This is a genomic window from Pseudomonas sp. TE3552, from assembly GCF_056278945.1.
In genome coordinates this window covers 5,492,271-5,509,063 of record NZ_JBWBQJ010000001.1, presented here as the reverse complement: position 1 = coordinate 5,509,063, position 16,793 = coordinate 5,492,271, and the positions used below count along the sequence as shown (strand labels likewise).

The 16,793-nt window shown below is 59.8% G+C and carries 17 protein-coding genes; 5 read left to right on the top strand and 12 right to left on the bottom strand.

Annotated features, from left to right (window positions below; all coding sequences use genetic code 11):
• Positions 1–3: 3 nt before the first annotated feature.
• Both ACZ9BB_RS24875 and dadA read right to left on the bottom strand, forming a co-directional pair.
• On the bottom strand, positions 4–357 hold the full coding sequence (locus ACZ9BB_RS24875; RefSeq protein ID WP_476217105.1) for a RidA family protein: 354 nt from the start codon (positions 355–357) through the stop codon (positions 4–6).
• On the bottom strand, positions 329–1,633 hold the full coding sequence (dadA, locus tag ACZ9BB_RS24870) for a D-amino acid dehydrogenase (RefSeq protein WP_476217103.1): 1,305 nt from the start codon (positions 1,631–1,633) through the stop codon (positions 329–331). Before dadA ends, ACZ9BB_RS24875 begins: the two co-directional genes overlap by 29 nt.
• A gap of 156 nt (positions 1,634–1,789) precedes the next feature.
• On the opposite strand from dadA, the gene ACZ9BB_RS24865 reads away from it, so the two are divergent.
• Positions 1,790–2,278 carry an Lrp/AsnC ligand binding domain-containing protein gene (locus tag ACZ9BB_RS24865; RefSeq protein WP_003206849.1) on the top strand — a complete coding sequence of 163 codons (489 nt, stop codon included), beginning with the start codon at positions 1,790–1,792 and terminating at the stop codon, positions 2,276–2,278.
• A gap of 126 nt (positions 2,279–2,404) precedes the next feature.
• Here ACZ9BB_RS24865 and ACZ9BB_RS24860 read toward each other — a convergent pair whose 3' ends face one another.
• Positions 2,405–2,758 carry a YkgJ family cysteine cluster protein gene (locus ACZ9BB_RS24860; RefSeq protein ID WP_476217099.1) on the bottom strand — a complete coding sequence of 118 codons (354 nt, stop codon included), beginning with the start codon at positions 2,756–2,758 and terminating at the stop codon, positions 2,405–2,407.
• 147 nt (positions 2,759–2,905) lie between these two features.
• Here ACZ9BB_RS24860 and ACZ9BB_RS24855 point away from each other — a divergent pair, with 147 nt between their 5' ends.
• On the top strand, positions 2,906–4,219 hold the full coding sequence (locus tag ACZ9BB_RS24855) for an NAD(P)/FAD-dependent oxidoreductase (RefSeq protein ID WP_476217097.1): 1,314 nt from the start codon (positions 2,906–2,908) through the stop codon (positions 4,217–4,219).
• Positions 4,220–4,332: 113 nt separating this feature from the next.
• On the opposite strand, the gene ACZ9BB_RS24850 is transcribed toward ACZ9BB_RS24855, so the two are convergent.
• Positions 4,333–4,578 carry a DUF1127 domain-containing protein gene (locus ACZ9BB_RS24850; protein WP_476217095.1) on the bottom strand — a complete coding sequence of 82 codons (246 nt, stop codon included), beginning with the start codon at positions 4,576–4,578 and terminating at the stop codon, positions 4,333–4,335.
• A 179-nt stretch (positions 4,579–4,757) separates the two neighbouring features.
• Here ACZ9BB_RS24850 and ACZ9BB_RS24845 point away from each other — a divergent pair, with 179 nt between their 5' ends.
• A complete protein-coding gene (locus ACZ9BB_RS24845; protein ID WP_476217093.1) occupies positions 4,758–6,176 on the top strand; it encodes an aminotransferase-like domain-containing protein in 1,419 nt (472 codons plus the stop codon).
• A 4-nt stretch (positions 6,177–6,180) separates the two neighbouring features.
• On the opposite strand, the gene ACZ9BB_RS24840 is transcribed toward ACZ9BB_RS24845, so the two are convergent.
• From ACZ9BB_RS24840 to ACZ9BB_RS24825, 4 genes are all read right to left on the bottom strand, one after another.
• Positions 6,181–6,705: a DUF1120 domain-containing protein gene (locus ACZ9BB_RS24840; RefSeq protein WP_476217092.1), complete on the bottom strand. Its 525-nt coding sequence runs from the start codon at positions 6,703–6,705 to the stop codon at positions 6,181–6,183.
• Positions 6,706–6,719: 14 nt separating this feature from the next.
• Positions 6,720–9,161: a fimbria/pilus outer membrane usher protein gene (locus ACZ9BB_RS24835; RefSeq protein WP_476217090.1), complete on the bottom strand. Its 2,442-nt coding sequence runs from the start codon at positions 9,159–9,161 to the stop codon at positions 6,720–6,722.
• The gene (locus ACZ9BB_RS24830; RefSeq protein WP_476217088.1) at positions 9,161–9,865 is read right to left on the bottom strand and encodes a fimbria/pilus chaperone family protein; all 705 of its coding nucleotides are present in this window, start codon (positions 9,863–9,865) and stop codon (positions 9,161–9,163) included. Before ACZ9BB_RS24830 ends, ACZ9BB_RS24835 begins: the two co-directional genes overlap by 1 nt.
• A 127-nt stretch (positions 9,866–9,992) precedes the next feature.
• Positions 9,993–10,643 (bottom strand): DUF1120 domain-containing protein, encoded by a 651-nt coding sequence (locus ACZ9BB_RS24825; protein ID WP_476217086.1) that lies wholly within the window; start codon positions 10,641–10,643, stop codon positions 9,993–9,995.
• A gap of 236 nt (positions 10,644–10,879) precedes the next feature.
• Between ACZ9BB_RS24825 and ACZ9BB_RS24820 the strand changes: the two genes are divergently transcribed.
• A complete protein-coding gene (locus ACZ9BB_RS24820) occupies positions 10,880–12,499 on the top strand; it encodes a phospholipase D family protein (RefSeq protein WP_476217084.1) in 1,620 nt (539 codons plus the stop codon).
• A gap of 57 nt (positions 12,500–12,556) precedes the next feature.
• Here the strand turns inward: ACZ9BB_RS24820 and ACZ9BB_RS24815 are convergent, their stop codons facing one another.
• Entirely contained in the window at positions 12,557–13,702 is a 1,146-nt protein-coding gene (locus ACZ9BB_RS24815; RefSeq protein ID WP_476217082.1) for an MFS transporter, read from the bottom strand.
• A gap of 259 nt (positions 13,703–13,961) precedes the next feature.
• Entirely contained in the window at positions 13,962–15,455 is a 1,494-nt protein-coding gene (locus tag ACZ9BB_RS24810) for an aldehyde dehydrogenase (RefSeq protein ID WP_476217080.1), read from the bottom strand.
• A gap of 226 nt (positions 15,456–15,681) precedes the next feature.
• On the opposite strand from ACZ9BB_RS24810, the gene ACZ9BB_RS24805 reads away from it, so the two are divergent.
• On the top strand, positions 15,682–16,044 hold the full coding sequence (locus ACZ9BB_RS24805) for a cupin domain-containing protein (protein WP_476217078.1): 363 nt from the start codon (positions 15,682–15,684) through the stop codon (positions 16,042–16,044).
• A gap of 137 nt (positions 16,045–16,181) precedes the next feature.
• Here ACZ9BB_RS24805 and rpmG read toward each other — a convergent pair whose 3' ends face one another.
• A complete protein-coding gene (gene rpmG / locus ACZ9BB_RS24800; RefSeq protein ID WP_003177274.1) occupies positions 16,182–16,337 on the bottom strand; it encodes a 50S ribosomal protein L33 in 156 nt (51 codons plus the stop codon).
• A gap of 11 nt (positions 16,338–16,348) precedes the next feature.
• Positions 16,349–16,582, bottom strand: coding sequence for a 50S ribosomal protein L28 (gene rpmB, locus ACZ9BB_RS24795; RefSeq protein ID WP_007894701.1), 234 nt, complete (start codon positions 16,580–16,582; stop codon positions 16,349–16,351).
• Positions 16,583–16,793: the final 211 nt, after the last annotated feature.

Sequence of the window (16,793 nt, the reverse complement as noted above, 5' to 3'; positions counted from 1 at the left end):
CAGTCATGGCAGCGCGGCGACTACCGACAACTCGACCAGGATTTGCGGTTCGCACAACTTCGACTCGACCGTAGCACGGGCCGGCGCAACGCCTTTTGGCAGCCACTGGTCCCACACCGAATTCATCCCTGCAAAGTGCGCGTCGATGTCTTTCAGGTAAATCGTTACCGACAGCAGGCGGTTCTTGTCGGTCCCGGCCAGATCCAGCAAGCGCTCGATATTGGCGAGGGTTTCACGGGTCTGCTGTTCAATCCCGCCGCTCATGTCATCGCCGACCTGCCCTGCCAGATAAACAGTGCTGTTGTGGACGACGATCTGGCTCATGCGTTCATTGGTGAGCTGGCGCTGGATTGACATGTTTTGCGGACTCCTTGAGTTTGTTGCCATAACGGGAAATATCGAGGCCTTCTGCGCTGATCTGAGGTGTTCTCTTCGCCATCAGGTCAGCCAGCAAACGACCGGAACCACAGGCCATGGTCCAGCCGAGCGTGCCGTGGCCGGTGTTCAAGAACAGGTTTTTGAACGGCGTGGCGCCGACAATCGGCGTGCCGTCCGGGGTGGTCGGACGCAAGCCGGTCCAGAAACTCGCCTGGGCCAATTCGCCGCCCTGAGGATAAAGGTCGTTGACGATCATCTCCAGGGTTTCGCGCCGGCGAGGGTTCAACGACAGGTCAAAACCGGCGATTTCAGCCATACCGCCGACGCGGATGCGGTTGTCGAAACGGGTGATGGCGACCTTATAGGTTTCGTCGAGAATGGTCGACGTCGGGGCCATCGCCGGGTTGATGATCGGCACGGTCAGCGAGTAACCCTTGAGCGGATACACCGGAGCCCGGATGCCCAACGGCTTGAGCAGTTGCGGCGAGTAGCTGCCCAGTGCCAGCACGTAGCGGTCGGCGGTTTCCAGCTTACCGTCGATCCACACGCCGTTGATGCGATCACCGGCGAAGTCGAGGCGCTGGATGTCCTGACCGAATCGGAACTCCACACCCAGTTTCGTGGCCATTTCGGCCAGGCGGGTGGTGAAGATCTGGCAGTCGCCGGTCTGGTCGTTCGGCAGGCGCAAGGCACCGGCGAGGATGTCGGTGACATTGGCCAGGGCCGGTTCGACCCGGGCAATACCGGCGCGGTCGAGCAGTTCGAACGGCACGCCAGACTCTTTCAGCACGGCGATGTCTTTGGCCGCGCCATCGAGTTGCGCCTGGGTGCGGAACAGCTGGGTGGTACCGAGGCTGCGGCCTTCGTAGGCAATGCCGGTTTCGGCGCGCAATTCGTCGAGGCAGTCACGGCTGTACTCGGACAGGCGCACCATGCGCTCCTTGTTCACCGCGTAACGGCTGGCGGTGCAGTTGCGCAGCATCTGCGCCATCCACAGGTATTGGTCGATATTGGCAGTGGCCTTGATCGCCAATGGCGCGTGACGCTGCAACAGCCACTTGATGGCTTTGAGCGGCACGCCCGGTGCGGCCCACGGCGAGGCATAACCCGGCGAAACCTGCCCGGCGTTGGCGAAACTGGTTTCCATGGCCGGCGCCGGCTGACGGTCCACGACCGTCACTTCAAAGCCGGCCCGTGCCAGATAATAGGCACTGGCGGTACCGATGACGCCGCTACCCAAGACCAGAACGCGCATTTTCATATCCCTCATCGCGGCTTACCGCTGACGTTTAGTGTGCAGACCGAAGATGTGGGCAGTTTAAAAAAGATTAACCAGTGCTTTTCACTATATAAGTGCTTATATTTGGCGACAATTCTCGGCAAAAACCCTTTTCACGGAGGCGCATCCCCTATGCGGACCAACACTCAGACCAAACGTGAGCTGGACAAGATCGACCGCAACATCCTGCGGATCCTGCAAGCGGACGGGCGTATCTCCTTCACCGAACTGGGGGAAAAGGTCGGCCTCTCCACCACACCCTGCACCGAGCGGGTACGGCGACTGGAGCGCGAGGGGATCATCATGGGCTACAACGCCCGGCTGAATCCGCAGCACCTCAAGGGTAGCCTGCTGGTGTTCGTCGAGATCAGCCTCGACTACAAATCCGGCGATACTTTCGAAGAGTTCCGACGCGCGGTGCTGAAATTGCCCCACGTACTGGAATGCCATTTGGTGTCAGGGGACTTCGATTATCTGGTGAAAGCACGGATTTCCGAGATGGCCTCGTACCGCAAACTGCTGGGCGACATCCTGCTCAAGCTGCCGCATGTGCGCGAATCAAAGAGCTATATCGTGATGGAAGAAGTGAAAGAGAGCTTGAATCTGCCGATTCCGGATTGAGGATTCAGCCATGTCTGAGCGTCCGCTATCGCGAGCAGGCTCGCTCCCACAGGTACAGCGGTGTCCTTGTGAGAGCGAGCCTGCTTGCGATTGAAGCGACTCGGTCCAACTGAAGTAACGCCATTTCTACACCAACACCTGCCGAGTGCTGGCCATGTACTCATGAATCTGCTTCTCCACCCGCGGATGGATTAGCTCCACCGGCCGTCGTCCGTTAGGGCATGGCAATGTCTTGGTGGTACCGAACAGCCGGCAGATCAGCGGTCGTTCGTCATACACCGTGCAACCGTCAGGCCCCAGGTGCACGCAATTAAGCTCATCCATCGCTGCGTCCTGTTCGGCGCGGGTCTTGCGCGGCAGGCGGGACATCTCTTCGGGCGAGGTGGTCACCGGCCCACAGCAATCATGGCAGCCGGGCACGCACTCGAAGGAGGGAATCTGCTGGCGCAACGTGCGGATTTTCTGACTGTTGCAACTCATCGAAACGGTGACCGAATGTGGAATAGACCGGGATTCTGACGCAAAAGCCCCGATCCAGACAGCGCCACCCGACCGATGTTGCCCGCGTTCGAAGCCGCGGCTTATGCTCCGTCAACTTTTTCAAACACAAACATCAGGACGACGAACATGAACGCCCCCGTTCAGCAACCCGCCCCGAACCATCAGCACGCAGCCTCTTATTACGCCGCTAGCAGCTTGCCGCAGCCCGACCTCCCGGCGCTCGCGGGCGAGCTGGTAGCGGACGTGTGCGTGGTGGGCGGCGGGTTCTCTGGGCTGAACACCGCGCTCGAATTGGCCGAACGGGGTTTCAGCGTGGTGCTGCTGGAAGCACACAAGATCGGTTGGGGCGCCAGCGGACGCAATGGCGGGCAATTGATTCGCGGCATCGGCCATGGCCTCGATCAGTTCGCCAACGTAATCGGTGCGGACGGTGTGCGTCAGATGAAACTGATGGGGCTGGAAGCGGTGGAAATCGTCCGACAGCGGGTCGAGCGTTTTCAGATCCCTTGCGACCTGACCTGGGGTTATTGCGACCTCGCCAACAAAACCCGTGACCTGGATCGCTTCGCCGAAGACGCCATCGAGTTGCACAGCCTCGGTTACCGTTACGAAACCCGTCTGCTGCAAGCCAACGAAATGCACAGCGTGGTAGGTTCCGACCGTTATGTCGGCGGCTTGATCGACATGGGCTCCGGGCATCTGCATCCACTGAACCTGGCACTGGGCGAAGCGGCCGTCGCCCGGCAATTGGGCGCGAAACTATTCGAACGATCGGCGGTGACCCGCATCGATTACGGCCCCGAGGTCAAGGTCCATACCGCTCAAGGCACGGTTCGCGCCAAGACGCTGGTGCTGGGCTGTAACGCCTACCTCAACGATCTCAACCCGGAACTCGGTGGCAAGGTACTGCCCGCCGGCAGTTACATCATCGCCACCGAACCCTTGAGCACAGAACAGGCTCACGCATTACTGCCACAAAACATGGCGGTCTGCGATCAACGGGCGGCGCTGGATTATTACCGGCTCTCGGCGGACCGACGCTTGCTGTTTGGCGGTGCCTGCCATTATTCAGGACGCGACCCGAAAAACATTGCCGCCTACATGCGGCCGAAAATGTTGGAAGTGTTCCCGCAACTGGCCGGAGTGAAAATCGACTATCAATGGGGCGGGATGATCGGCATCGGTGCCAATCGCCTGCCGCAGATCGGCCGACTCAAGGAACAGCCGAATGTGTATTACGCCCAGGCCTATTCCGGTCATGGCGTGAACGCCACACACTTGGCGGGCAAGTTGCTGGCTGAGGCCATCAGCGGCCAGCACAGTGGTGGTTTCGATCTGTTTGCCAAGGTGCCGCATATCACCTTCCCGGGTGGCAAGCATTTGCGTTCTCCGCTGTTGGCGTTGGGGATGTTGTGGCATCGTTTTAAAGAGTTGGTCTGAAAGATTTTCGGCGTCTGTGTCGACGCCTTCGCGGGCAAGCCTCGCGCCTACAGGTCATGCGCAACCTTGTAGCGAGGCTTGCCCGCGAATGGATCTATAAACCGCCGCAATATTCAGACCCGCCAAAAAGGCTTTAACCCCTCCTCCCGCGCCTGCTCCCGACTCAATCCGACATCCCTGAGCTGTTCCGGCGTCAATTCCAACAACACCTTGCGCGTGTGCAGACGATGCCAGAACAGGCCCCAGCGACCCAGGCAGGACGGTGCGTTGCGCATCACCGCCTCGCGTGTGCCGTTCTTTTGCCCTGCCGCCAGTTCCTGACTGTGTAACGTCAGCCGCACATCGCTCAAGCCGTTCATTTTCATTGCTCCTGTTTACTTGGGTAGCCAGAGGTTTCATGATGCGCGGGCGGCAAAAAGCATTACAGATTCAAAAGAGCTCTATTAATTCCATACAGTTTTTCTGTTTCGGTCTCTGAATCGCTTATTTTTGCCCAATCTGTATTGGTTACCCGAATCACCCACATCGAGACTGCGCCATGACCCTTTACGTCAACCTCGCCGAGTTGCTCGGCACACGTATCGAACAGGGCTTCTATCGGCCCGGCGACCGATTGCCGTCGGTGCGGGCGCTGAGTGTCGAGCACGGGGTCAGCCTGAGTACCGTGCAGCAGGCCTATCGAGTGCTCGAAGACGTGGGGCTGGCGATGCCCAAGCCCAAATCCGGCTACTTCGTACCCGTGAGCCGCGAACTGCCGGAGCTGCCAGTGATTGGCCGACCGGCCCAACGGCCGGTGGATATTTCGCAGTGGGATCAAGTGCTGGAACTGATCCGCGCCGTGCCGCGCAAGGATGTCGTGCAACTGGGCCGCGGCATGCCGGACATCACCTCCCCGACCATGAAACCGCTGCTGCGCAACCTGGCGCGAATCAGCCGTCGGCAAGACATGCCCGGCCTGTACTACGACAACATCTACGGCACCCTCGAACTGCGCGAACAGATCGCCCGCCTGATGCTCGATTCCGGTTGCCAGTTGAGCGCCAACGACCTGGTGGTCACCACCGGCTGCCACGAAGCACTGTCGACCAGCATTCGCGCGATTTGCGAACCGGGTGACATCGTGGCCGTGGATTCGCCAAGCTTTCACGGGGCCATGCAGACGCTCAAGGGCCTGGGCATGAAAGCCCTGGAAATCCCCACCGACCCGCTCACCGGCATCAGCCTCGATGCTTTGGAACTGGCTTTGGAGCAATGGCCAATCAAGGCCATACAGTTGACCCCCAACTGCAACAATCCGCTGGGCTACATCATGCCGGAATCACGCAAACGCGCGCTGCTGACACTCGCACAGCGTTTTGACGTGGCGATTATCGAGGACGATGTGTATGGCGAACTCGCCTACACCTACCCACGCCCGCGCACGATCAAATCCTTCGACGAAGACGGCCGCGTCCTGCTCTGCAGTTCCTTTTCCAAGACCCTGGCACCAGGCCTGCGCATTGGCTGGGTCGCACCGGGGCGTTATCTGGAACGGGTGCTGCACATGAAGTACATCAGCACCGGATGCACCGCGCCGCAACCGCAGATTGCGATTGCCGAATTTCTCAAAGCCGGGCATTTCGAACCGCATTTGCGGCGGATGCGCACGCAATACCAGCGCAATCGCGACGCGATGATCGATTGGGTCAGCCGGTATTTCCCCGCCGGCACCCGCGCCAGCCGTCCGCAGGGCAGCTTCATGCTGTGGGTCGAACTGCCAGAGGGCTTCGATACCCTGAAGCTCAATCGCGCGCTGCATGATCAAGGCGTACAGATTGCGGTCGGCAGTATCTTTTCCGCCTCGGGCAAATACCGCAATTGCCTGCGGATGAACTACGCTGCCAAAGCAAGCCCGCAGATCGAAGAAGCAGTGCGCAAGGTCGGTGCGGCAGCGATCAAATTGCTGGCTGAAGGCTGAACGATCAGTCCAGCTGAAATCGCCCCGATGCCTGGTACGGGGTTATTTCACGAACGCGTGTCGCTTGTGGAGACAGGAGGGTTTCGATGTCCAGCTCCAGGCGCCAATGCTGGCCAGCCAGAGGCTGACCGTCGAGCCTGGGTCGGATGCGATCACCCGGCCGCAGCAGCGCTACGTTTTGCGCGCCATCGGATTCTCTAAACCAGTTGACTGTCTGGCCATCGAGTCGTGCAGAAACCAGACGCATCTGCAGAATGCCCGGCCCGAACCGATAGTGCTGTGCGTCGACAGCCGGCGCCTCGAACCGCAGCCCCATCGGTTGCGGCTCACTGCATTGCACGTTCAAGTGCATCCGCCGACTGCCGAAGCTCAGCGCCGCCCCCCCATTCGACGCCTGCAAGCCATCACGGGTCTGCGAACCGAAATCCAGCACCATGGGATTGAGCTGCATCGTGCAATCCGCCTGCGCATAACTCGGTAGCGCAACCGGCCACAATGCCAGCAACAGTAACCTGACAAAATCTTTCATGAACGTCCTCTGGATCAACTGTCACCCGCCCGACAGGTCACTTCGGCGGCCTGATAAGGCGCGGTGGTTTCGGGGAGCTGGCGGGTGTCGAACTCAAGCAGGCAGCGACGATCGTCGGGCAACGTCAATTGCAGCCCAAGCCACTCGGGGGCATCGGCGAGGTACACCAGACCGCCCTCGACCACACTGGTCAGGTATACGCCATCACTGTCGTACACCGAGCCTCCCTTGGGCACCCACTGCCCGGCTTCGGTGCGCACATGCAGCATCAGCCGGCGAGCGCTGCTCAGTTTGAAGTCGAGTCGAGGCACCGCACCGCGTCCGGCTTCGATTTCCTGAAAACCATTGAGCACTTCGACATTGCGCGGCAGGCTGACGGTGTCTACTTCCAGACGGCTGCTCTGGTACGCCGGCAGGCTGGCCGCTACCGCCCTCCCGGAGCCATCGGTCCAGACCGGCCCCTGAGGCGTGCTGACTTTTATCCCGGCATCGGAGCCGACCTTCAGCAGACCGAAGGTATCGCGCAGCGCATAGGGTGATGGTGTGAGTCCATTTTCATGAACGGCCACACCGCCGCGCAACGCGAGGTCATAGCTACGAGTGCCGACACTGTTGCGCGAGTAGCCGAGGTCGACACTGGTGTAACGAGGCAACAGGCTGATTCGCCCGTCGAGATTTGCCTGGCCGGTATCGGCACGTTCGGCATTGATGCTGTAGCTTGAGGTCTCGCTGACTTGTTCGTTGTAGCGTGTGCCGGTGCGCATACCCTGCCGGTGATCCTGTCGACCGTAGACCCTCAATCTACGGTTTTGCCCGAGGGGAAAGCCAAGGGTGGCGTAAACGCCCGTACCGCGATCATCGTCACCCGTTTCGCGCTGCACATTCAGCGACAGATTGGCGCCACCGAATTCCCGAGACCATGAAGCACTGATCCGTGACCGATCCTGGCTACCGGTCATGGCATAGCGGGTCATCGAACCGTTGAACGCGCCCCAGCGCCGATCTGAATAATTAAAAGAAGTCCCCCAATGACGTTCTGCCCGGCCATAAGGGTCATCGCTCGGAGATTCCGGCCCCGTGTCCGCCAAGGTCCGAAACCCGTTATTGCGCCGAGCGGCGGTCAGGCTGGCGGACAAACCGGAGCCCAACGAGGTGCTGAAAGTCGCCTGCAGGCTTTGGCCCTGCCCCGCTGACGCTGTACGCGAACTCAACTGCTGAATGCTCACCACCGAGTCGCGCGTCAAGGCTTGTTGCACCCCCAAGCCCAATGACTGGTAGGCACCGCTCCCCATCCAACCGGCGGTAAATAACGAATCGGAGCCCCACTGCCAATCCTTGCTGGCAGCAAAAAACGAGGGCGTCTCGCGTTCGTCATGGGTGAACCGCCGTACCTGGCCCGCCGCGATGGCGAAGCCCGGTGAGGTCCTCCCACTCGGCGGACGCACATTGGCTGCCAGAACCCGGAAGTGGCGCTGTTCGCCGCTGTCTTCGATGACCGTGACCTCAAGGTCCAGTTGAAGGCTGAGTAGAGGTAGATCGCGCAAGGTGAATGGCCCTGCGGGAACCAGTGTGGTGTAAATCACGACACCACTTTGGCGCACTTCTATCCGCGACGGTGAGTAAGCCATCCCTTCGACTGCCGTTCCGACGCCGAGGCCCTCCTGACTGCGCAAGACGAACGCTGTTTCCGGCAGGACCTGAATGCCGGTAAAGGGCTCACCGGCGAACAGCGACGAATGCATATTGAGCTGGCCAAGTTGTACATTGGCCTGATAACGCTCCCAGGTTCGCGAGGCCTGGGTGTACAACGTCTCGAACCGCGTCACCCCGTCGAACGCAGTGTAATTCTGGCGACTGCGAACCACCCAGTCTCCGGCATTGAATCCCAGTTCCGTTCCCAGGTTGCGATACTGCCTGGATGCGTCCGCGCCTGAGCTGGAAACCATCAGCGCGTCATAGTTCAAGACGCCAGCCACGCCACCTGATGCCCAGTTTCGCTGCTGTCGGGGCTGCGTAAGCAACAGATCAGTGGGGACCAAAAGCGTCACTAGCTGTTGGCCTGGAGCGAGTCGCACTTGCCCTGCGGCCAACCCTTCGGATGCCCGTAAACACGCCTTGTCGTCAGCACTGTCGGGTAAACCTGGCGGCGCAGCGATACCGGCGTGATCGAGCAGGTTCGCATCAAGGCATAACTGGCCTTCACCATCGAAGGTGGCCAGCACCTGTCCTACAAACGAACCGTTGACCTGCAAGAGGACTCGCGTACGGCCGGCCTGAAAACGGGGCGAGTCGCGAAAATGCTCAGCGACTTTCGGGTCGATACCCCGAGCCTCAAGCACCGAGCGATCGAATTCGATCGGCGTTTCGCCCCAGGTTTTTCCTGTCGCATCAATCACCAGAACCAGACTACCGAGCCAGCAACGTGAGTCGCCATACCAAGGCTTGCGGCGACTCATTACCGGCGACTCAACGGCGCATCATGGCTGTCGACCGCGAATCCATAAGTCGTCGCGGGAAAAATCCGCACATGAGTACCCAGCGTCGACACGGCATCGAGTGTCAGCACTTCGCCAGGCAAGATGTAGGTGCGTCCGAGATCCAGCATCGCGCCGCCGGGGATCAAACTCACCGATCTGGCGAGTCGCACCACATACGGACCGGGATTGCTCACCTGCACCTGTTCGCCAACAACGCTCCAGAGCAAATGTTTCCAGGGCATGCGGTCTACCGCCAGGTTGGCCGGACGCAGGATCACCGGAATGTTCTGCCGCACGCCCAGGCTGAGCCGCGCACCGTCGGCGCCCTGACGGGGCTTGATCCCCTCGAACACCACCCGTTTGAGGCGTTCGGTTTCCAGGGGTTTGGCGCTGCGCAAGATGAACCTGACCTGTTGGCTCTGCCCAGGCTCAACCCGGGCCACGGGCGGAGTCAGCAGCAACAGCGGCTCTTCATCCTCTGCAATGTGTTCGATCGTGCTGTAGAGCAATGCCGGTTGTTCGTCGGTGTTTTTGATGTTGAGGGTCGCTTCGCCCAATGCCTCATCGACTATCACGACAGGGGTTTGCGGCACCATGCCAGCCGCCATCACAAGCGCACTGAAAAATGACAGGCACAGCGCCGCAACGGCGCCGAGCACCTGCAAAGGTTTAGGGGGACACATGAGATTCTCCAGAAGGCATCGACCCGCACGGCGAACGCCATGCCTGTCGATGCCCGATGACGCGATAGGAAACGGCCGATAGCGATCTGCCCGTCAATCCATCAACAGCACTTTATGTTGCGTCGGCTCAGAGGTAGAACACGTCGAACGTCACCGAACCGTCGAGGGGGAAGTCGTCGGTGGTCGCGGGCAGTTCGGAGGTCGGACGAATAGCCGCGGCCACTTTCATCGGAAAGACATGCAGACGCGCGGCGGCAGGGCCGGCTGCCGCGCCAGGCCCCCAGGAATAGGAAACCGGTGCGTTGGACATCAGGCCGCTGACCGGAACTCGCCATACCGGATTGGCCGGGGAGCGCACCAGAAAAGTCTGCGGGGTGCCATCGGTCAGAGGCTGGCCGGTCAGCAGGCCGAAGCCGCCAATGCCGACGCCGTTCGTGCTACCGAGGCCATAGTAAAGGTGATCACCGGAGCGGCCATTGAACGTGAGGCCCGGCACTTTGGTACCACCACGATTATCCGTGACCGCAATCTCCACCGCTGCCGGTGCATCGCATGCGATTTTCAAAGTGATGTCTCGCGGCGGCAGATCGTTTTGGGTTGTCGCGCTCAACGTCGAGGAATAGATCCGCCCCAGATCGATGTTACTGCCACCGGCGAAAGCAGGAATGCAGGACGTCGGAATGACCGTACCGCTGATGCTCAGGTCGACACTTGCCGCTTGAGCGGCGAATGGAGCGATGGTTGCCGCTAAGGCGCCCATCAAAAAAAGCTTCTTCATAAACACTTACCTGTGAATGGGTGAGAACACCAACACGTCGGATGCAGCGGGAAATTACGGCCGTCTTCCGACACGTCGAATACCCGGAGATCATTCCGCTTTCTGTAGGTCTTTTATGTAAGAGAAGTCGCCATGTCTGTTGGGTATCGGCGACAGAATTTGTAGTTCTTTCGGTTCCTTCAGCGAAGGAGCCGATAAACCGGGGTCATGCCACCGTTCAAACATGTGGAGCCCCAATGCCGTGCCATACTTCGGTTGACTCCGACGCGAGGAATCCTGCCTTGATACTCATACCGGTCCGGCCCTTCGCTTTGTTGCTCGCCTTGCTGCTCGGTAGTTGCACCAGCCTTGATACCGTTCGCGAGTCGAGTCAGGCCCTGCCAGCGACGGATTCGGCATTCGGCCGTTCGATCCAGGCCCAGGCCGCCCCCCATGAGGGTCAATCGGGCTTTCGCTTGCTCTCCGACAGCGCCGAGGCCTTCACCGCACGGGCCGAACTGATTCGCAACGCCCAAAGCAGCCTGGATTTGCAGTACTACATCGTCCACGACGGCATCAGCACGCGGATATTGGTGAACGAGCTGCTCAAGGCCGCCGACCGTGGAGTACGGGTACGGATTCTGCTCGACGACACCACCAGCGATGGTCTGGACTGGGTCATCGCGACCCTCGCCGCACATCCGAAGATTCAGATCCGCGTGTTCAATCCGCTACATCTGGGCCGTAGCACCGTCGTTACCCGAACGATGGGCCGGCTGTTCAACCTGTCGCAGCAACATCGCCGCATGCACAACAAACTGTGGGTGGCGGACAACAGCGCGGCGATCGTTGGCGGGCGCAACCTGGGGGACGAGTATTTCGATGCCGAGCCCAAAATGAATTTCACCGATATCGATATGCTCAGTGTCGGCCCGGTTGCGGAGCAGCTGGGGCATAGCTTCGATCAATACTGGAACAGCGCTCTGAGCAAGCCGATTGAGCAGTTTCTCTCGAGCAAGCCGACAGCTGGGGATTTGAAAAACACCCGGACTCGCCTGGACGAATCCCTGGAGGAAACGCGCAAACAGAATCACGCGCTCTATCAGCAGTTGATGACCTACACCACTCACCCACGCCTGGACACCTGGCGCCGGGAGCTGATCTGGGCCTGGAACCAGGCGCTGTGGGACGCACCGAGCAAGGTGCTGGCCGACGGCGAACCGGACCCGCACTTGCTGCTGAGCACCCAGTTGGCGCCCGAACTCAATGGGGTCAGCAAGGAGCTGATCATGGTCTCGGCCTACATCGTGCCCGGCCAACCGGGGCTGGTGTACCTGACCGGTCGCGCCGATGCCGGCGTGTCGGTCCGTTTGCTGACCAATTCACTGGAAGCCACCGATGTACCGGCCACGCACGGGGGTTACGCGCCTTATCGAAAAGCCTTGCTGGAGCATGGAGTGCAGCTGTTCGAATTACGCCGTCAGCCCGGCGACAATGGTGACGGCGGCAGCGGACCGCGTCTGTTTCACAGCGGGGCCTACCGTAGTTCCGACTCCAGCCTGCACAGCAAGGCGATGATTTTCGACCAACAGAAAGCCTTCATCGGCTCGTTCAATTTCGACCCGCGCTCGGTATTGTGGAACACCGAAGTCGGGGTGCTGGTGGACAACCCGCAACTCGCCGGACGGGTGCGCGAACTGGCGCTGGAGGGTATGGCGCCGCCCATCAGCTATCAGGTCCGACTGGATAAGGGCCAGATGCTCTGGGTTACCGAGGATGATGACAAACCGCACACATTGACCAAGGAACCCGGAAGCTGGTGGCGGCATTTCAATTCATGGCTCAGCAGCGTGGTCGGCCTGGAGCGGATGCTCTAGTCAGGAGGCGGGTGATAAAGTGTGGCACGCCCCCTCACCACAGGTTTTGTGCAGCGCTCAGGCCGGTTCGGCAACCGAGCCAAACGCCCCTTGCCGCGACACCAGAATCACCAACCCCAACGCACCTGCAGCCATCAGCAACGGCAGGGCATGCCCGCTGATCCACTGGCTCCCGGCGCCTGCCGCCAACGGCCCGATCAGGCAACCGATACCCCACAGCTGCGCGATATGGGCATTGGCCCGCACCAGCGCATCGTCGCGATAACGCTCACCGATCAGGATCAGCGACAAAGTGAACAGACCGCCGGCACTGGCGCCAAACAACACCCACAGCGGCCAGATCAGCAGCGTGTCGATCAGCAATGGAATCGCCAGGCTCGACAGCAACAAAAGCATCGCACAACCGGTGAACAACGTACGTCGCGACAAGCGATCAGCCAGCGCGCCAATCGGCAATTGCAGCAAGGCATCACCCACCACTACCGTACTGACCATCGCCAGGGCGATTTCCGTGGTGAAGCCCTGACGCAGGCAGTAGACCGGCAACAAGGTCAGGATCATCGCTTCGAACGCCGCAAACAGCGACACCGCCCAGGCAATGGCCGGCAGGCCGCGGCAAAAGGTCAGCAAGTCGCCGAGGGTTACGCTACAGGCTTCGCTGGTGGGGGCGCCGCTGCGGCCCAGCAACAGGAAGGGGGAAGTCATCAGCAAACCAACACCGACCCAGAAGCCATAATCATGTTCGGTGCCCAACGCCCCAAGCAGTAACGGCCCGGCCAGCTGACTCAGCGCATAGCTGCTGCCATACAACGCTACCAATCGGCCGCGCCACTGCTCGACCACCAGTTGGTTGATCCAGCTTTCGCCAAGGATGAAGACGAGCGTCAGGATCACCCCGATCATCAACCGCAGCACCAGCCAGATCGGGTAACTCGGCCACAGCGCCAGCAAGCCGATGGACACCGCCCCGGCCCACAGGCACAGGCGCATCAGATTGGCCGTGCCAAGACGGGCCGCGAGATGGCTGGAGATCTTCGCCCCCAGCAGTACGCCAATGGCCGGCATCGCCGCCATCACGCCAATCGCGAAAGAACCGTAACCCCAGCCTTCCAGACGCAGCGACACCAACGGCATGCTGACACCCAAGGCCAGGCCGACACTCAAGACAGACGCCAAGACGGCGAAATAAGTCGCCCAACGCATGTTCCACGCTCCTGTGGATATTTTTATGTACAGCACAAAACAGTGTGGGAGCGGGCTTTTGTGGCGAGGGGGCTTGCCCCCGCTGGGTCGCGGAGCGGCCCCAAAACCTGCGTCTGCGGTGCATCAAGTACACCGCATGCAATGGTCTTGCGCCTGCTTCGCAGCCGAACGGGGGCAAGCCCCCTCACCACAAAAGCCCACTCCCACAGGGGATCTGTGTCGTTCAGGAGCCCGATATTCAATCGGGCTCCACACAGGCTTACAACTTGATCCAGGTCGCCTTCAGCTCGGTGTACTTGTCGAACGCGTGCAGTGACTTGTCGCGACCGTTGCCGGACTGTTTGAAGCCACCGAACGGCGCGGTCATGTCGCCGCCATCGTACTGGTTGACCCACACGCTACCGGCGCGCAAGGCCTTGGCGGTGAGGTGAGCCTTCGAAATGTCCGCGGTCCATACCGCAGCGGCGAGGCCGTAAGGGGTATCGTTGGCAATCGCAATGGCTTCTTCGGCTGTATCGAAGGTGATCACCGACAACACGGGGCCAAAGATCTCTTCCTGAGCAATTTTCATCGCGTTGCTGACACCGTCAAAAATCGTCGGCTCGACGTAGGTGCCACCGGTTTCCTGAAGAATACGCTTGCCACCCGCCACCAGTTTGGCGCCATCGGTGTGACCGGATTCAATGTAGGACAGCACGGTGTTCATCTGCTGGGTATCCACCAGCGCACCGACATTGGTCGCCGGATCCAGCGGATTGCCCGGTTTCCAGGTCTTGAGGGCTTCAATCACCAGCGGCAGGAATTTATCTTTGATCGAGCGCTCCACCAGCAAGCGCGAACCGGCGGTGCAGACTTCGCCCTGGTTGAAGGCGATGGCGCCGGCGGCCGATTCGGCGGCGGCTTGCAGGTCCGGCGCATCGGCGAACACGATGTTCGGGCTCTTGCCGCCGGCTTCAAGCCAGACGCGCTTCATGTTCGATTCGCCGGAGTAGATCAGCAGTTGCTTGGCGATCTTGGTCGAACCGGTGAACACCAGAGTATCGACGTCGTTGTGCAACGCTAGAGCCTTGCCGACGGTATGACCGTAACCCGGCAGCACGTTCAGCACGCCTTTCGGAATGCCGGCTTCAACCGCCAGCGCCGCGAGGCGGATGGCAGTCAGCGGGGATTTTTCCGATGGCTTGAGGATTACCGAGTTACCGGTGGACAGCGCCGGGCCGAGTTTCCAGCAGGCCATCATCAGCGGGAAGTTCCACGGCACGATCGCACCGACCACGCCGACCGGCTCGCGAGTCACCAGACCCAGTTGATCGTGCGGGGTGGCGGCGACTTCATCGTAGATCTTGTCGATGGCCTCACCGCTCCAACTCAGCGCTTGTGCAGCGCCAGGAACGTCGATGTACAGGGAATCGCTGATCGGCTTGCCCATATCCAGGGTTTCGAGCAAGGCCAGCTCTTCGGCGTGCTGTTTCAGCAGGCCGGCAAAACGAATCATGGTGGCTTTGCGTTTGGTCGGCGCCAGGCGCGACCAGGCGCCGGAATTGAAAGTGGCCCGGGCGTTTTCCACGGCACGCTGGGCGTCGGCGACATCACAGCTGGCAATCTTGCCCAGCAGACGGCCATCGACCGGGCTGATGCACTCGAAGGTCTCGCCGGAAGCGGCATTGGTATATTCGCCATTGATGTAGGCGCGACCTTCGATCTTCAGATCGCGAGCCCGTTGTTCCCAGTCGGCACGAGTCAGGGTGGTCATACGAGTGTCCTCCTCTTATTGAATACGAGCGTCCCGCGCTCTTCGCGGGCACTGTCAGGAATTCTGCCCGGCCAGCCTGCTTTTCGGCTCAAGGCAACCGTCACCCTAAACCAGCGGCCGGTGAAGTTTCAATATATTTGACATATGGCGCGAAAACGACCTTGCGATGTTCATTTTAATAAACATAGACTTTCGACTTTCCAGGCAATCACGGGGGATTACCAGCATGAGCATTCAGGATATCGTCGATTTCAGTCAGGCCATCACCCAGCCCGATCGCTATCGGCCAGACCCGGCAAAAGTCCTCAAGGGCGACCCCGAGCAAGCGGCATACAACCACTACAATAGCCCGTGCGGCCAGATGAGTGCAGGGGTTTGGGAGGGCGAAGTCGGCCAGTGGCGCGTGAACTACACCGAACACGAATACTGCGAAATCGTTCAGGGGGTTTCAGTGCTGCGCGATGACGACGGCGGCGCCAAGACCCTGCGCGTGGGCGATCGCTTCGTGATTCCGGCCGGCTTCAAAGGCACCTGGGAAGTGCTGGAGCCTTGCCGTAAGATTTATGTAGTGTTTGAACAGAAGGCCTGAGGGGTTTTTGTCGTTTGGGCCGGCCTCATCGCCAGTTCAAGCCCGCGATGGGGCCCTGACAGGCACTATAAAAACCAGGCAACAAAAAAGGCCCGTATCTCGCGATATGGGCCTTTTTCGTAAGGATGAAAAATCAATTACTTGATTTTGCCTTCCTTGTAGATCACGTGCTTGCGAACAACCGGATCATATTTCTTGATCTCGATTTTGTCCGGAGTAGTGCGCTTGTTCTTGTCGGTAGTGTAGAAGTGACCAGTACCGGCGCTCGAAATCAAACGAATCAATTCACGCATGATTAGCTCCCTTAGATCTTGCCAGCTTTGCGGATTTCGGCCAGCACGACAGTGATGCCACGCTTGTCGATGATACGCATGCCTTTGGCAGATACGCGCAGACGCACGAAACGTTTCTCTTCTTCAACCCAGAAGCGGTGATGCTGCAGGTTCGGCAGGAAACGACGACGGGTTTTGTTGTTTGCGTGGGAAATGTTATTCCCAGTCACCGGACCCTTACCGGTAACTTGACATACTCTCGACATGCCTCAGCCCTCTAAAACCACATGCCCAACCCGGCATGGGTTGGCCGCTTAATCTCTCAGTCATTTGGCGCCAGGCGCCGCGTTTCTTTAGAGGTCTTACCGGCTACACCTACAAGTGAAGGAACCGGGCCCCTAGAAAAGAGCGCTGCTTTATACCAGAAAGACTGGAGAGCAACAACATTCCGTGTGCACGGACTTGATAAAAACCCCA

Coding starts and splice junctions, on each gene's coding strand:
- ACZ9BB_RS24875 (WP_476217105.1), bottom strand. CDS start 357: ATGTCAATCCAGCGCCAGCTCACCAATGAACGCATGAGCCAGATCGTC.
- dadA (WP_476217103.1), bottom strand. CDS start 1,633: ATGCGCGTTCTGGTCTTGGGTAGCGGCGTCATCGGTACCGCCAGTGCC.
- ACZ9BB_RS24865 (WP_003206849.1), top strand. CDS start 1,790: ATGCGGACCAACACTCAGACCAAACGTGAGCTGGACAAGATCGACCGC.
- ACZ9BB_RS24860 (WP_476217099.1), bottom strand. CDS start 2,758: ATGAGTTGCAACAGTCAGAAAATCCGCACGTTGCGCCAGCAGATTCCC.
- ACZ9BB_RS24855 (WP_476217097.1), top strand. CDS start 2,906: ATGAACGCCCCCGTTCAGCAACCCGCCCCGAACCATCAGCACGCAGCC.
- ACZ9BB_RS24850 (WP_476217095.1), bottom strand. CDS start 4,578: ATGAACGGCTTGAGCGATGTGCGGCTGACGTTACACAGTCAGGAACTG.
- ACZ9BB_RS24845 (WP_476217093.1), top strand. CDS start 4,758: ATGACCCTTTACGTCAACCTCGCCGAGTTGCTCGGCACACGTATCGAA.
- ACZ9BB_RS24840 (WP_476217092.1), bottom strand. CDS start 6,705: ATGAAAGATTTTGTCAGGTTACTGTTGCTGGCATTGTGGCCGGTTGCG.
- ACZ9BB_RS24835 (WP_476217090.1), bottom strand. CDS start 9,161: ATGAGTCGCCGCAAGCCTTGGTATGGCGACTCACGTTGCTGGCTCGGT.
- ACZ9BB_RS24830 (WP_476217088.1), bottom strand. CDS start 9,865: ATGTGTCCCCCTAAACCTTTGCAGGTGCTCGGCGCCGTTGCGGCGCTG.
- ACZ9BB_RS24825 (WP_476217086.1), bottom strand. CDS start 10,643: ATGAAGAAGCTTTTTTTGATGGGCGCCTTAGCGGCAACCATCGCTCCA.
- ACZ9BB_RS24820 (WP_476217084.1), top strand. CDS start 10,880: ATGCCGTGCCATACTTCGGTTGACTCCGACGCGAGGAATCCTGCCTTG.
- ACZ9BB_RS24815 (WP_476217082.1), bottom strand. CDS start 13,702: ATGCGTTGGGCGACTTATTTCGCCGTCTTGGCGTCTGTCTTGAGTGTC.
- ACZ9BB_RS24810 (WP_476217080.1), bottom strand. CDS start 15,455: ATGACCACCCTGACTCGTGCCGACTGGGAACAACGGGCTCGCGATCTG.
- ACZ9BB_RS24805 (WP_476217078.1), top strand. CDS start 15,682: ATGAGCATTCAGGATATCGTCGATTTCAGTCAGGCCATCACCCAGCCC.
- rpmG (WP_003177274.1), bottom strand. CDS start 16,337: ATGCGTGAATTGATTCGTTTGATTTCGAGCGCCGGTACTGGTCACTTC.
- rpmB (WP_007894701.1), bottom strand. CDS start 16,582: ATGTCGAGAGTATGTCAAGTTACCGGTAAGGGTCCGGTGACTGGGAAT.